Genomic DNA, 14,114 nt, shown 5'->3' with positions numbered 1-14,114 from the left:
CACCAAGTATTCGCAGACAACCTCCTATTAAATATTATTTCAGGAATCCTTCTAAGCTGGCTCCTGTAGAGAAAAATCTTTCTACATTTTTCTCTACTTTTGGATCAAGCACTAATGGTGGCGCATGATGAGGCTTTATCCGAGCATCAATAATGACTGCGTCACATCCCCAATGTTTAAACTCATAAGACTCGTTTACTCCATACATATCATGAGAAGGGTTACTTCTAGTAAATGTCACCCATAAGAAATTGGCTAATGTTTCGCTAACAAAATCGCTGTCATCACATATAATAAATAAAGGTACGGTTGAAAATGAACCAGAACGTTTAATTTCTTCAGCTAGTTCAATCATTTCTTCTCTCGTACTTGAATAACTCGAGAATCTATTTCCTTCTATCGCAATTACTCCAGGCATGACTAAACGAGGTTTACAAGCAACGCTAAGATCATTTAATGATTTTGGAACATCTTTACATAACTCTCTCTTCTTCTCACCATAAGCGACAAAGGCCACTTTACTACCTGTATTTAAACCTGTACCAGAGTAGTCTAATGTATCAATTGTTGTATTCGTATAGAAATGAATATCACGGCGTAACTCAATTCGCTCTAAAATATATGTTAAGAAGTCAACCTCGTTATGAGTATCTAATGGTCGCTCATCTTCTGCTGTTAAGAACAAATATTTAGCCAAACTTAACTGTCCAAAACCTAATATGCGGTTGGCAATTGTTAATAACTCTGTAGGTTGCTTTACTTTTTCATAAGGAATGTATCTCTCACTCCCTATTGCAAACAGCAACGGATGGACTCCTGCTGCATCAACAGCATGTACTTCTTTAACTCCTGGTACTTCTTGATCAATAGCATCTCCAGTAATTTCATGAATCAAATCACCAAAAGTCGTATCTTCCTGTGGAGGACGGCCAACAACTGTAAAAGGCCAAATTGAATTGTCTTTCGCAAATACTTTATCAACTTTTAAAACAGGAAATGGATGTGTAAGACTATAATAGCCTAAATGATCACCGAAAGGTCCTTCTGGCTTTGTGTCATTAGGATATAGATAACCAGTAATAACAAAATCAGCATCGTGGCTTATGCAAAATCCATCTAGGTAACTATATCTGAAACGGCGACCGGATAGCATCCCTGCAAAAAGCACCTCACTCAATCCTTCTGGAAGAGGCATAACAGCAGCAATCGTATGTGCAGGTGGTCCCCCTACAAAAATACTTACTTTTAATGGTTGTCCTATTTGATTAGCTTTAGTTTGATGAACACCTATTCCCCGCTGAATTTGATAATGCACTCCAACTTCTTTATTCATTTCATATTCATTTCCACTAAGTTGGACGCGATACATACCAACATTCGCATTCATAATTCCTGGTTTTACTGGATCCTCTGAATAAACTTGAGGTAACGTAAGAAACGCCCCACCATCATCCGGCCAATGATGAATCAATGGCAAATCAGAAATGCTAATCTCTTTAAAGCTAGCTGGTAATTGGTTCTTCTTTAAAGGCAACGCTTTTGCTGCTGTAAGTCCATTACCAACATGCTTAAAAGGATTTTTCAACGCCTTCATTGGATCGCTACGAAGATTGATAACATTTTGAACAGAATCCAATGTATTACGAAAAAGGAACTTCCCTCTTTCAACAGTTCCAAATAGATTCGCTAATGCAGGATACTTTGAACCCTTAACATTTTCAAATAAGATGGCAGGTCCACCTGCTTCATATACTTTTAACTGAATAGATGCCATTTCAAGATATGGATCTACTTCTTCATGTACACGAATTAAATGTCCGTGTTTCTCTAAATCTCGTACACACTCTTCCATATTTCGATACATATAATTGTTACTCCTATTTATTAACATTTTTATAAGCTCACCTTTTAATTACTAAATACTATTATGAAGCTTCCCCATAATTATAGCAATTTCTACCCGGGTTTTTTAATAAAGAAATATGACACATCGGTGAAAAACCTTTATCACGTAAACGGAACAAGCAACCAAAGTATAAAGTTGCTTATTCCGTTCTGTTTCCGACCATTTTCAATAAATTACATGTCAATAGTTTTGAGTCTAATCTAATTATTGGGATCTCCTGAACATACTGCATAGCAAACTGATCAGCAGCTTTTTCATGAGGAATATTACGGTACATTTTCTTCTCTTTATTCGAGATTCCTTTCACCATCTTTTGCATATAACGATTATAATAATATTGCCCTCCATCAAAGTAATCAAATAATTTTTCCCTTTTATTTTTCCCTCTTCCACCGATCAAAGCATGGATGTAATGTCCCACTTCATGTAATAAAATAAATGAAGCGTATTCGAAACAAGTTGCTGTGTTCTTTTTTAAGTCGATTACATATTCTTTGTTCTGAAAGTCTTCAGTGATTGCCATTACATTCATATAAATAATAGGTTCAAATGGTTCACCTTCATTTATGACTAGTTCACCTGGAAAGTTAATAGGTTCATCGGTAATGTGACATCTAACATCGTCTAACACTTCTTTAAAAATGGAAGCTTCTAACCATTTAACTGTACGACAAATGCCAGCGACACAATGAATTGCCTCCTTGCGTGAGATTTGAAAATTATCTTGCAAATATGTTTCATCGTTATAAATAAAATGTAAGGAATTTTGAATGTACAATATACACCTCCTTACCATCTTACATTTCAGTGTGCTTTTACCTTCCATAGCTTTAGAGAGAATTGAACATTGATTAATTAACACAGATGCATCCTTAATTCTTACTCACCTTTACTCTTCAGTTTGTTTTGACACAATTTCTTGTAATTGTAGTTTACAATGTTTTACCTTTTCTTCATCCTGTAGTTGCATTGCATCATATAAGTCCATTAATAGATAGTCGATTTCCATCTGGATGACTTGCTTATTAAATAAATAGTTATTAAAATGACTAACTTGGCTCTTCTGCAAAGTTACTGGTTTTGTTGTAATAGGGGAAGGCTCTTTGTTTAATGCTTTACTTTTTTCTTTCAAATTTTTTATTCCTAATTTCTTTTTTCTAGCTTCAAATAAAAATTGATTCAATAAGAGTGCCAAAGGTTTTTCAGAAGTTGTTAATTCCGTAACAGTTAAATAAATCTTTGTCTCTCTCTCTTGAAATGGAAGCTCATAACTTTTTTCACCTCCATAAATGATTAATGATCTTTGGTCCATTTTTCTTATCCACTTATACGAATACGTTTCTTTAATTTTCTTAACAAAAGTATGAATCATCGACAAATTTACTTCTAAATCAATATTTGAAAAACGGGCAAAAAAACTCATCAGCTCACCTCTTTTTTATGAAATTTAATAAATATTCGCTGAAAATGTTGCTATACAAAGTTTTATGAGAGTTGAGCTTGTCCAAATACGCTTTTTTTAAATTAGTTTGATAATGAATATTTTTAATCAATTTTAGGGGATTTTAAAGTGTAGACCTTTACGGGGACTATTATGACAATACACGATAAAGGAGTAATGACTATGACACAATCTAAAAGCCAACAAGAGCGCCAATTTCGAAAAAGGAAAGAGGCACAAAATGACCATGGGAAAATTAAATCATTAAAGCAACTATCGGAAGAAACAGACAAACAGTAATGATACTGAAGGACTGTTAAAAAAATAAGGCATAGAGTAGGTCTTTAACCTATTCTATACCTTTATTATTGAATAGAATTTGCTATTTCTAATAATCCTTCAACATTATATTTGCCATTTTGATTTGGGTTACCGCCGATTAGGTATCCAAGACCATTCTTCTTAAAAGCCAGTGATCTAGGATACACACTGTTTAACCTATAATATGCTTTGCTACCATCATCAAGTGTCAACACTTTGTCTTCACTGGAAATATGCTCGTCTACTTTGGTATCAGGATAAAGAATATAAAAAATGAAATCTTCATGCTTCTCTTCTACATTCATGTAATGCAATTGCAAGTCGCCATTTTCCGTTATTTTGCCAAAATAGTGTGTTGGTTTAAATGGTAGCTTAGCCGGTAAACTCACTTTTTGATTTATTCTTTTTTCAAAGATATCCAATGCCTCTTTAACAGTTTTGTATTTATTCACTTTAACAAATTCATCTATTTCTTTATCTGTAAAAGATTGTGCCTGAATCATTGTAACTGAACTTATTGCGATGACCATTATTGCTAGAAGGAAGATACTTAAACCTTGTTTTATCATTTTGAAAACATCTCCTTTTTCACATTAATGGTATTATGTCTAAAACTACCCATAATTATTCAATTGCCTTTCCTTGAAAACAACAAAAGCGAATCTTTTCAGATTCGCTTTTGTTACGTTTATACTTTTTGAACATTTGTAGCTTGAGGGCCTCGCTGACCATCTTCTATGTCAAAAGTAACCTCTTGTCCTTCATCTAAGGATTTATAGCCTTCTCCTTGAATAGCAGAGAAATGAACGAATACATCATCTCCATTTTCTCGCTCAATGAAGCCGAATCCTTTCTCACTATTAAACCATTTAACTTTTCCACTTTCCATTGTTGTATCCTCCTAGCATGTAGCTTTTTGTTGCATTCCTATTATTACCGAGATACGAAAATTTAAACAAAGTTTGTTTTTTTATGTTAATTTACCTATATATAAATTCCTATATTAATAAAATTGAAACCGTTGGACAATCTACAAAGTATTACGTTAAATATCGAGGTGTATATAATGACGATTGTAGACATGACATCCTCAGAAATCGGAGTGCTTTGGAGCCAGTACATCCAGAATAGCATGTCATTACATATGATGAAGTATTTTAATGAAATTGTCGAAGATAAAGAAATTCGTACCATTGTCGAAAAGACTCTTCGATTTACCTTAAATGTAAATACAGAGATTGAACATCTATTTCATAATGAAAGGATTCCAACTCCTGAAGGGTTCACTGATAAAGATGTGAATATCCATGCACCAAGACTATATACTGATTCATTTATTCTCTCTTTCCTTGAAATGTTCGGTAAGGCTGGAACAGTTGCATATTGCCTTTCACAAAGCGCTTCATCTAGGCACGATATTAGAAAATTCTTTACGGATTGTTTATTGAACGTTTCAAATCTTTACAACCTTTCTGTTGACCTTGGATTAGAAAAAGGATTGTATGTGCGCCCTCCTTATATGACAAAACCGAAGAACGCAGATTATATTGAAGGAAAAGCATATTTCACGAAAGGATTCAATCCATTTACAAAACGAACTTTAAATAGCATTGAAATTATGCATTTATTTGAAAACTTCAAAACAAACCAAATTGGCTCGTTTATATGTACGAGCTTTGCTCAAACAACCGAGACAAAAGAGATAAAAAAATTTTTTGTTAACGGAAAGAAAATCGGAACAAAACATGTAAAAATATTCTCCAACAAGCTTGCGGAATCGAATATAGAGCCACCCTCCTCTTCTGATCATGGCGTAACAGAGTCTACAACTCGAGTTTTTTCCGATAAATTAATGATGTTCTTGAAAACAGTCTTAACCGCTAGCGGTCAAGGGAATTATAGCGCAGCTTCAACAGCTAGCATGAGATATGACTTAGTTGCAGATTATCAACGACTATCAGCCGAAGTAGCGTTATATGCTAAAGATGGACTAGATATTATGCTCAAACATCATTGGTTGGAAGAACCGCCTCAATATCCAGATCGCTCAAAACTGATCAATCAGTAGATGATAATTATATAAATGATTTATCTTACTAACAAAAGTATAAGACCTCCTTTTCTAGGCTAAAAAGAAACTAAGGTTAATTAATAGAATTGGGAGGCTACTCGAATGGATCATTTACAACAGAGCTATCGGCTATTAGAGGAATTAAGACAACCAAACCACTTATATTTAGCAAGTCAATCTAAAGAATATCATTATTTCTGGATTCGGGATGCAATCTATATGTCTCTTCCCTACATGGATAAACCTTGTAATACATTCACTTTATCTATGCAAGCAATCTTAGATGTATTCCGCAGATACGAATGGAAAATAGATATTCATACAGAGAGAAAGCCTCAAGCTATGTATGAGTATATCCATGCCAGATATAGCCCCGATGGTTTCGAAATTCATAACCAAGAATGGGGACATGCTCAACATGATATGATTGGTGCTTTTTTATATGCAGTCGGAACAAGTATCCAGCAGTACAATAAACCGATTATTCGTGAAGAAAGAGATCATGCTATTATTCAGAAACTCGTGTTTTACCTAATGTGCTGTCGTTACTGGGAAGATGAAGACAATGGTATGTGGGAAGAGTACCGGGAAGTTCATGCAAGCAGTGTCGGTGCCTGTGTAGCAGGGCTTAGAGCCATTCAACCAATTGTATTTGTTCCCCAGGAAGCTATCGATAATGGGATGAACACATTAACAAATTTGTTCCCAAGAGAAAGCGTCTCAAAAAACGCTGATTTAGCACAGTTAAGTCTAATCTACCCTTATCAACTTTACCAAGGTGAGGAAGCCAAACAAATTATTAAAAACATTGAAAAGGAATTACTACGTCCAAATGGTGTCATCCGCTATCAAGGCGATAGTTACTATTCTATACTTGAACAAGCTTATGGTCGAAATAAAGATCGATCTTTCTACTATGGAACCGAAGCAGAATGGACTTTTGGTTTCCCTTGGCTCTCTCTATGCTGGCAAACACTTAACCATGACCAACATGCCAGATACTATATTGAGCGTACAAAAGAAGTAATGTTAGATAACGGGATACTGCCAGAAGCTTATTTCTCCGGTATTCAAAAGCCTAACCCGAATACTCCACTTGGGTGGTCGAGTGCAATGTATATATTGGCTGAAGAAAAACGAGGCTTCGCTTATGCGTAAGCCTCGTTCCTTCTTATTTAGAGAATATTCCACTTTCTTTCAACCTTAAGACCGCTTTATGTAAAGTTTCTTCATTTTGGACAAGAGAAATTCGTAAATATCCTTCACCATTATCACCAAAGGCAACTCCTGGAGTTGTAACAATTCCTGCATCATCAATTAGTCGAAAAGCAAATTCTGTTGATTTATATGAAGAAGGTACCCTTGCCCATATAAACATTGATGCCGGTGGTGAATCAACCTTCCACCCTAGTGAATTTAATCCGGCTACCAAAATATCTCTTCTCTTCTTATAAATCATTCGTAACTCGTTACTAAAATTAGTAGTGTTTTTTAATGCAACTACAGCAGCCTTTTGTACCGGTAAAAATACTCCATAATCCAAATTTGACTTCAATCGTTTTAAACCCTCTAAGACATGTGGATTTCCAACGACATATCCTATTCTACAACCAGCCATATTGAAGCTTTTGGAAAGAGAATTGAACTCTATTCCTACCTCATTCGCTCCTTCGACTGAAAGAAAGCTTATTGGTCTTTCATCGTAATATAATTCAGAATAAGCAAAATCATGAAGTACGACAATCTTATTTTCTTTTGCAAACCTCACTACTTTTTCAAAAAATTCTCTTGATGCTGTAGATGGCACTGGATTACCAGGAAAATTTAAAATCATCAACTTTGCTTTTTGTCGAACTTCATCAGGAATAGCATCAAGGTCGGGTAGAAAAGCATCTTCCTCTTTTAAAGGCATTGAATAAGGAATAGCCTCAGCTAATGAAATACCTGCGGCGTAAGCAGTATAACCAGGATCTGGTACTAATATGATATCCCCTGGATCAGCCACTACTAGAGGGAGGTGAACAAGTCCATCTTGAGAACCCATAACAACAAGCACCTCATCCTCTTGCGCGAGCTCCACATTATAATGATGGTGGTAGTAGTGTGAAATCGCATCATGTAATTCTGGAATACCTCTTAGAGAATAGCGATATAAAGAAGGGTCTTTAACTGAAGATGATAACTCTTCCATCACAAATGAAGGTGGTGGTAGGTCAGGGCTACCAATACTTAGATCTATTATATCTTTGCCTTCTTTCATTTTTACCATTTTGTAATCAGCAAGTTCATTAAATACACTCGTTTGAAACTGGTCCATCTTTTTTGAAAACATTATTATCCCTACCTTATTGCTTGTTTTTATTTATTATAACAAGAAACAATCGTATCAACGGAACAAATTCTATGTCTCATATGGATTATAAATAGAAGTCAACTGCGATATTTGTAAGTCACCATGTTCTAGTTACTCTAACTTTGCTTTGCTTAAATAACAATGAAAAAAGCAAAGGCTCAAGACCTTTGCTTTCATCCATTAAATCTCAATATCTACTCCAATACTATCAACTCTACCTACTTCTTTAATGAAAGTAGCTACAGCTTGATGCTTAGCATCATTTACATACGCCTCAAGAGCATCTTTATTTTCAAAACGAACCATTAGAACAACTTGATACTCCTTACTTCTCTCTGCAAAATTAAGTCCTGCTTGCAAATCCACAACTCCGTTTAAGTGATGTTCAAGCTCCTTGAAGCGATTTACCACTTCTTGTAATTGCTCATTTGTTGTAGTTTCTGCAAATTTAACAAGAACCGTACGTTGGATCATAAGTTAGCCTTCTTTCTATTCTATATGTATTATCTTACCAACGTTTATTTTAGCTCATTCTATAATAGGCTTCAAGATAGAACCATCTGCACGGGAAATCAACTTAAATCGTACAAATTTCAACCGGACAATCTCCACACTGTAAGAAATTCCTTAAATATTGAAGGTCACGAATGATGATTTTATTATTCTCATAAGAGATGATCTGATCTTTCTTTAATTCACTCATAATCCGATTTACACCTTCTCGTGTTGTGCCAATATAATTTGCAATTTCATGATTCGTAAGAGCAATATTAATGAGGATTCCATCTTTATGTTTTTCACCGTATGAATTACTAAAACGAATTAAAGTTGAATAGAGGCCACCTTTTTTCCCACATAAAATTAGATCTCTAAATTTCGATTGAGTGGATTGATTTTGTATAGCAGACCATTTCATAAAGGCAACAGCAATTTCACCCTTTTCTTCGAAAAGGTTTTCGAGTTCTTGTCTTTGGTAACGGATTAGTCTTGCATCCTCTATTACAGTCGCAGTCACAGCTAGTGCAAGTCCATTAAATAAGGCTGTTTCTCCAACTAATTCGCCTTTTTGAGACAAACTAACTGAAAATTCTTTTCCATCAGCAGTCATTTTACTTTGCCTTACTAACCCAGACAGAATTAAGAATGTATACTCAGGTATATCCCCTTCTGAAAAAAGGACTGTACCTGATTGTGCCTGAATTTCCGTTCCTTTATCTAGCATTACATTTTGGTTTTCTGCTGATAATTGTTCAAAAAAACGGGTTATTTTAGTCATTACTAACACTTCACTCCCTCTGTCAGTAACCTTTTTTAATCCTATCATCTAATAGCAAAGAAGTAAAATATCATAGCGTATCCATCGTATAATCAGTATTATTATTCTCTGTTTAGATATCAATATGAAAAAAGCCTGCATTAATTTGCAGACTCTTCTTTTTGGTATTCAACTTGTTTCCATTTAAAAAGGGTTATCAATGCAATTGCCGATGAAACCAAGGCTATAACCGTATAACGAAAAACGAGATCAAACTCTAATCCTAAGTATGCTTCAATTGTCCACTGTAACATGACTACATTTAATGCTAATGTTATGAATATAATCACCCAGCATATTTTCTTAGCCATGGCGAATCTTCCTCCCTGCAGCGTATACAACCCCATTTTGAACTTCTAATTCAATTAAAGGTAACTCTCGTTGAGGAGGCCCTGCTATCGGATGACCGTTATTTAAATCAAAGAATCCCTGATGGCATGGACAAAGTAACACTTCACTTTCTTCTTCATAAAATACAGGACACATTAAATGTGTACATGCACTATTATAAGCTTTTAACTCTCCTGCCTTTGTATGAATTAACAATGCAGGATCTTTTTCAGATGGATAATTAAATGTAACGGAAGACCCTTTTGGCAAATCTTCCAATTTAACAATCTCAACAAGCTCGCGATCATCCTCAAAGTCACCTAAGAATGCTTTTACTGAAAAAGGTAAAGTGGATAGGCCGAGTGCTACTGAAGCTCCTACTGCTGTTTTTAAAAAAGCACGTCTATTAAATTTCAAATCATCAAAGCGATTAATATTATCTTTTAGATTTAACATATCATCTTTTTTTAAGTGTTTTTCTTTCTTACACTTCATTTGTTCTGACATGGAAAGCCCTCCTTTCTAGTCTGTATAAACACCGAAAAATTCAGGAACATATTGCCATTTATCTTGTTCACTTGGCTTTTTTCCTTCGATTAAATTCATTTGGGTACGTTTTCTTCTTAAAGATTGCATCTCATCAAAATCTATGAATCGAATTGCCTCACTTGGGCAAACAGACGCACACATTGGTGCAATATCAAATTTTGATCGATCGTAACACATGTCACATTTGTACATTTTATTCTCCTCAAAATCAAACTTAGGAATTCCAAAAGGACAAGCAAAGGTACAGTTACGACAGCCGATACATTTTTCTTCCATTGCGGATAGAACAACACCTTCTTCAGTAATTTGAATGGCATTGGCTGGACAAACTCTCGCACACGCAGGATCTTTACATTGCATGCACATCATTGGAAATGTTTGTCTACTCTCTGTGAAATCGATATATTCAACGTAATTCCGTTCTTTTGCATCGTGGTCTCCACATTCTCGGCATGCCGCTTGACATGCGCGGCAGCCGATACATCGTTCAAATTCTAAATACATTATTTTATTCATTGGTTGTTCCCCAGTTGCTATTTTAAGTTAGTCTTTTTCAATTTTAACGGCACACACTTTAAATTCAGGCATTCTTGACACTGGATCTAATGCTGGATTTGTCAGTAGATTCACCGCAAGCTCTTTCCCCCAATGATATGGGATAAAAACGGTATCTTTACGTATAGCCTTTGTGATTCGGGCTTCTACGGTCATCGTTGATCTACGAGTAGTAATTTTAACCGCATCTTTGTTCACGATATTATACTGACTAGCTAGCTCTGGATGAATCTCGATGTAAGGCAGAGGACATTGTTCCATCAAGAAATCAACTCTTCTCGTTTGATTTCCAGATAAATAATGAAATACGACACGACCAGTCGTTAACGTAAGTGGATACTCGTTAGAAGTCGTTTCACCGGGTTCCGCCCAATCTACAGCAGCTAAATTTGCTTTTCCATCTTCTGTCCCAAACGTTTCCTTAAACATCGTCGGTGTCCCAGGATGATCTTCGGACGTGCAAGGCCAAAACACACCATCTTCTTTATCGATACGCTCCCATGTGATACCAGAGTAATCTGCTTTTCCCCCTTTTGAAGCGATTCTTAATTCCTCAAAAATTTGTTTGGGGTTGTCATATTTAAAATAGTTACCTTTTCCCATTCTTTCGGCAATATCACACATGATTTCCCAGTCTGCCTTTGATTCACCTAATGGTTCAGATACTTTACGAATGCGGAGTACTCGACCCTCTAAATTTGTAGTTGTTCCTTCATCTTCCGCCCAAGTAGTAGTTGGTAAAACAACATCAGCGAATTCAGCTGTTTCCGATAAAAAGAAATCACTTACAACAAGAAAGTCTAATTTTTTAAACCCACTCCAAATGTGTTCCAAATTCGGCGCTGATACAGCTGGGTTGCTACACATCACATGCATAGCGCGAATATTACCTTTTTGAATCTCATCGAACATTTCGTATGCAGATACACCAGCTTTGGGCATTTCTTCTGGTTTAATCCCCCAAACACCAGCAACATATTTAACATGTTCAGGATTATCAATTTTCCGATAGCCTGGAAGCGCATCTGCCTTTTGACCGTGTTCTCTTCCCCTTGACCATTCCCTTGTCCTGTAATAGTTGCAACACCTGAAGCAAACTTCCCAATTTGTCCTCTTATTAAAGCCATTGACGTGTATAATGAAACGTTATCAACACCTTTATTTTGTTGTTCAATTCCTCTACAGAAAGTGACAATTGATTTAGGTGACTTTCCGTAAATATGAGCAGCTTTGATAATTTTTTCAACGGCTACACCTGTTATGTTGGACGTGAATTCAGGGGTGAATTTTTCTACCATTGCTTTTAACTTTTCAAAATTATTGCAACGCTCTTTAACAAACTCGTAATCGACATATCCTTCTTTGATAATTAGGTGCATTAACCCGTTTGCTAATGCAGAATCAGTTCCTGGTCTAAGATCAAGATGAACATCAGCAACTCTTGCTGTTGGTGTCTCACGCGGATCAGCTACAATTAATTTTGCGCCTTTGTCTTTGGCTTTCCATAACCATTGAATCATCGTCGGATGACATTCAGCTGTATTAGAACCCGCCATAAATAAACAATCAGTATGTTCAAATTCAGGTAAAGGCAAGCTTGAACCACGGTCTATTCCAAGTGTTTTCATAAATCCACCTGCTGCTGATGACATACAGAAGCGACCATTATAATCTAAAAATCTAGTACCTAGTCCAACACGTGCATATTTACCTACCAAATAACATTTCTCGTTAGTCATTGATACTCCGCCGAAAACACTCACTGCATCTTTTCCAGACTCCGCTTGAATTCTTTTGAAATTTTTCTCGATTAAATCGTACGCTTCCTTCCAAGTTGCCTCGACAAATTGCCCGTTCTTCTTGATTAGTGGTTTAAGAATTCGATCTTTGTGATTGACAGTTTGGTAAGCTGTCACTCCTTTTGGACACATTTTCCCTCTTGTTACAGGCCAATCATAACGAGGTTCTACTCCTACAACTTTTCCTGTTTTTTCATTCACTCTTATGTGCATTCCACATTGCATGCCACAATAACAACAGTGGGTTGTGACGAGCTTTTCTCCAGGCTTCTTTAAATTTTTCACACCATCTTTTACAAGAAATTCACTCATTTACTTCTCCCCCGTTTTTTCATAATATGAATCATCTCTTTTTTGACCAAATCCCGGAATATGAATTCCGTTATTTGTTTGGATTGGTCCATTTGGAGATGGTAAATTAGATTGAATGTTTAATTGTTTCATCACCCGAATTCTTCTACGACAGCTCGGACAATAATCAGCTAAATATGAACCATCTGCAAGTTGTAAGTCAAAACTTTGTACACTTAATATTTCTTTCACATCAGTAATTTGATCATCATTACTATAAGGAGCTTGACAAGATTTGCATTCTCTCGTATCTACTCCCGTTACTTCTTGGTAATTCATTGGTACAGCAGTTGCTAGGGGTCTCACCGGTAAATGAAATAGCTTTCCAAATGGAAAATAAACTAAGAAAATAACTACCGTAACTTGATGAATAAGAGCTAAATAGGAATGCATCCATCCACCTAAAAATTTATAAGATAACGTTAGTAATAAACCAGAAACAGTCACCCAAAGCAAAATATATAAAGGTAATAAATCAAATTCCACACGCTGAGTTACCTTGACATCTTGATTTTTTGAACGACGAATTAATGCCATCGTTACCCCAAACAAGACCATAAGAGCTGTAATATTTAAGCCTTCAAACATTAACTTGGCTAAAATACCATTTGCAGCCATCGATATAGTCGGAATTCCCATAACAACAACTTGATATGTTATAGGATCAATTAGTTTGAAATGCATCCAACCAAATGTAAGAGCGAAGGTAATTCCAAACGAACCGATACAGCCCCATGCAATTAACCAATGCATGATTCCTCTGTAAATCCCTCGTTTAAAAATGAATTTTTGTAAAATAATATTCTCAATTAAAGTCTTAGTGATTGCTTTCCAATTCCGTTTAACTCTTTTCTTCTTCTTCATATTTTTGAAGCTTCTTTTTATTACTTGGTGTGTAGCTGGTCTAACTGCCCATGCACACATACGAATCGTCATGCCGATGGCAAATACAATTGATGACACGACGTATCCAAATAACATAATATCGACATGTGAAAACTGTCCTGTTCCAATCCACATTAAGATAATCAGAATCATTACAATACCAAACGAATACATACTAGCTCTTGAATAAAACGATCTTTCAATTTGGCTCATTACGCCACCCCTTATTTTCTCTTGT

15 protein-coding genes and 1 pseudogene are annotated in these 14,114 nt (G+C 35.7%); 3 read left to right on the top strand and 13 right to left on the bottom strand.

Features of this window, described 5'->3' with window-relative positions:
• Nucleotides 1–34 precede the first annotated feature (34 nt).
• From BkAM31D_RS11240 to BkAM31D_RS11230, 3 genes are all read right to left on the bottom strand, one after another.
• Nucleotides 35–1,864, bottom strand: coding sequence for a UbiD family decarboxylase (locus BkAM31D_RS11240; RefSeq protein WP_066149122.1), 1,830 nt, complete (start codon nt 1,862–1,864; stop codon nt 35–37).
• A gap of 181 nt (nt 1,865–2,045) precedes the next feature.
• The gene (locus BkAM31D_RS11235) at nt 2,046–2,684 is read right to left on the bottom strand and encodes a hypothetical protein (RefSeq protein ID WP_066149119.1); all 639 of its coding nucleotides are present in this window, start codon (nt 2,682–2,684) and stop codon (nt 2,046–2,048) included.
• Nucleotides 2,685–2,795: 111 nt separating this feature from the next.
• The gene (locus tag BkAM31D_RS11230) at nt 2,796–3,329 is read right to left on the bottom strand and encodes a YkzI domain-containing protein (protein ID WP_066149118.1); all 534 of its coding nucleotides are present in this window, start codon (nt 3,327–3,329) and stop codon (nt 2,796–2,798) included.
• Between the two features lie 201 nt (nt 3,330–3,530).
• Here BkAM31D_RS11230 and BkAM31D_RS24295 point away from each other — a divergent pair, with 201 nt between their 5' ends.
• Entirely contained in the window at nt 3,531–3,647 is a 117-nt protein-coding gene (locus tag BkAM31D_RS24295; protein WP_235820213.1) for a DUF6254 family protein, read from the top strand.
• A gap of 65 nt (nt 3,648–3,712) precedes the next feature.
• Here the strand turns inward: BkAM31D_RS24295 and BkAM31D_RS11225 are convergent, their stop codons facing one another.
• Together BkAM31D_RS11225 and BkAM31D_RS11220 are read right to left on the bottom strand one after the other, a co-directional pair.
• Complete coding sequence (locus BkAM31D_RS11225; protein ID WP_066149116.1) at nt 3,713–4,237, bottom strand: hypothetical protein; 525 nt, start codon at nt 4,235–4,237, stop codon at nt 3,713–3,715.
• A 119-nt stretch (nt 4,238–4,356) separates the two neighbouring features.
• Nucleotides 4,357–4,557, bottom strand: coding sequence for a cold-shock protein (locus tag BkAM31D_RS11220; RefSeq protein ID WP_066149115.1), 201 nt, complete (start codon nt 4,555–4,557; stop codon nt 4,357–4,359).
• 177 nt (nt 4,558–4,734) lie between these two features.
• On the opposite strand from BkAM31D_RS11220, the gene BkAM31D_RS11215 reads away from it, so the two are divergent.
• Together BkAM31D_RS11215 and BkAM31D_RS11210 are read left to right on the top strand one after the other, a co-directional pair.
• Complete coding sequence (locus BkAM31D_RS11215; RefSeq protein ID WP_066149113.1) at nt 4,735–5,736, top strand: DUF3231 family protein; 1,002 nt, start codon at nt 4,735–4,737, stop codon at nt 5,734–5,736.
• 105 nt (nt 5,737–5,841) lie between these two features.
• Nucleotides 5,842–6,897 carry a glycoside hydrolase family 15 protein gene (locus tag BkAM31D_RS11210; protein ID WP_066149110.1) on the top strand — a complete coding sequence of 352 codons (1,056 nt, stop codon included), beginning with the start codon at nt 5,842–5,844 and terminating at the stop codon, nt 6,895–6,897.
• Between the two features lie 13 nt (nt 6,898–6,910).
• Here BkAM31D_RS11210 and BkAM31D_RS11205 read toward each other — a convergent pair whose 3' ends face one another.
• The 8 genes and pseudogenes from BkAM31D_RS11205 to BkAM31D_RS11170 all read right to left on the bottom strand — a co-directional run bounded on the left by BkAM31D_RS11205 (nt 6,911) and on the right by BkAM31D_RS11170 (nt 14,089).
• Nucleotides 6,911–8,071: an LL-diaminopimelate aminotransferase gene (locus BkAM31D_RS11205; protein WP_066149107.1), complete on the bottom strand. Its 1,161-nt coding sequence runs from the start codon at nt 8,069–8,071 to the stop codon at nt 6,911–6,913.
• Between the two features lie 201 nt (nt 8,072–8,272).
• Nucleotides 8,273–8,566, bottom strand: coding sequence for a Dabb family protein (locus BkAM31D_RS11200; protein ID WP_066149105.1), 294 nt, complete (start codon nt 8,564–8,566; stop codon nt 8,273–8,275).
• A 103-nt stretch (nt 8,567–8,669) separates the two neighbouring features.
• Nucleotides 8,670–9,368: a Crp/Fnr family transcriptional regulator gene (locus tag BkAM31D_RS11195; protein WP_066149103.1), complete on the bottom strand. Its 699-nt coding sequence runs from the start codon at nt 9,366–9,368 to the stop codon at nt 8,670–8,672.
• A 140-nt stretch (nt 9,369–9,508) separates the two neighbouring features.
• On the bottom strand, nt 9,509–9,718 hold the full coding sequence (locus BkAM31D_RS11190; RefSeq protein WP_066149101.1) for a hypothetical protein: 210 nt from the start codon (nt 9,716–9,718) through the stop codon (nt 9,509–9,511).
• Nucleotides 9,711–10,244, bottom strand: coding sequence for a QcrA and Rieske domain-containing protein (locus BkAM31D_RS11185; RefSeq protein ID WP_066149099.1), 534 nt, complete (start codon nt 10,242–10,244; stop codon nt 9,711–9,713). The genes BkAM31D_RS11190 and BkAM31D_RS11185 overlap by 8 nt, the downstream gene beginning before the upstream one ends.
• A 15-nt stretch (nt 10,245–10,259) precedes the next feature.
• Nucleotides 10,260–10,802, bottom strand: coding sequence for a 4Fe-4S dicluster domain-containing protein (locus BkAM31D_RS11180; RefSeq protein ID WP_066149098.1), 543 nt, complete (start codon nt 10,800–10,802; stop codon nt 10,260–10,262).
• 27 nt (nt 10,803–10,829) lie between these two features.
• Nucleotides 10,830–12,952 (bottom strand): annotated as a pseudogene (fdhF, locus tag BkAM31D_RS11175) (formate dehydrogenase subunit alpha).
• Nucleotides 12,953–14,089, bottom strand: a complete 1,137-nt coding sequence (locus BkAM31D_RS11170) for an MFS transporter (protein ID WP_066149093.1) — start codon at nt 14,087–14,089, stop codon at nt 12,953–12,955.
• Nucleotides 14,090–14,114 lie beyond the last annotated feature (25 nt).

This window comes from Halalkalibacter krulwichiae (assembly GCF_002109385.1).
GTDB lineage: Bacteria > Bacillota > Bacilli > Bacillales > Bacillaceae_D > Halalkalibacter > Halalkalibacter krulwichiae.
This window is presented reverse-complemented; position numbering and strand designations above follow the sequence as displayed.

Excerpts from the sequence above, each read along its gene's own strand:
- BkAM31D_RS11185 (WP_066149099.1), bottom strand. The coding sequence starts at position 10,244 with ATGTCAGAACAAATGAAGTGTAAGAAAGAAAAACACTTAAAAAAAGAT.
- BkAM31D_RS11190 (WP_066149101.1), bottom strand. The coding sequence starts at position 9,718 with ATGGCTAAGAAAATATGCTGGGTGATTATATTCATAACATTAGCATTA.
- BkAM31D_RS11170 (WP_066149093.1), bottom strand. The coding sequence starts at position 14,089 with ATGAGCCAAATTGAAAGATCGTTTTATTCAAGAGCTAGTATGTATTCG.
- BkAM31D_RS24295 (WP_235820213.1), top strand. The coding sequence starts at position 3,531 with ATGACACAATCTAAAAGCCAACAAGAGCGCCAATTTCGAAAAAGGAAA.
- BkAM31D_RS11225 (WP_066149116.1), bottom strand. The coding sequence starts at position 4,237 with ATGATAAAACAAGGTTTAAGTATCTTCCTTCTAGCAATAATGGTCATC.
- BkAM31D_RS11210 (WP_066149110.1), top strand. The coding sequence starts at position 5,842 with ATGGATCATTTACAACAGAGCTATCGGCTATTAGAGGAATTAAGACAA.
- BkAM31D_RS11180 (WP_066149098.1), bottom strand. The coding sequence starts at position 10,802 with ATGAATAAAATAATGTATTTAGAATTTGAACGATGTATCGGCTGCCGC.
- BkAM31D_RS11205 (WP_066149107.1), bottom strand. The coding sequence starts at position 8,071 with ATGTTTTCAAAAAAGATGGACCAGTTTCAAACGAGTGTATTTAATGAA.
- BkAM31D_RS11240 (WP_066149122.1), bottom strand. The coding sequence starts at position 1,864 with ATGTATCGAAATATGGAAGAGTGTGTACGAGATTTAGAGAAACACGGA.
- BkAM31D_RS11230 (WP_066149118.1), bottom strand. The coding sequence starts at position 3,329 with ATGAGTTTTTTTGCCCGTTTTTCAAATATTGATTTAGAAGTAAATTTG.
- BkAM31D_RS11215 (WP_066149113.1), top strand. The coding sequence starts at position 4,735 with ATGACGATTGTAGACATGACATCCTCAGAAATCGGAGTGCTTTGGAGC.
- BkAM31D_RS11200 (WP_066149105.1), bottom strand. The coding sequence starts at position 8,566 with ATGATCCAACGTACGGTTCTTGTTAAATTTGCAGAAACTACAACAAAT.
- BkAM31D_RS11220 (WP_066149115.1), bottom strand. The coding sequence starts at position 4,557 with ATGGAAAGTGGAAAAGTTAAATGGTTTAATAGTGAGAAAGGATTCGGC.
- BkAM31D_RS11195 (WP_066149103.1), bottom strand. The coding sequence starts at position 9,368 with ATGACTAAAATAACCCGTTTTTTTGAACAATTATCAGCAGAAAACCAA.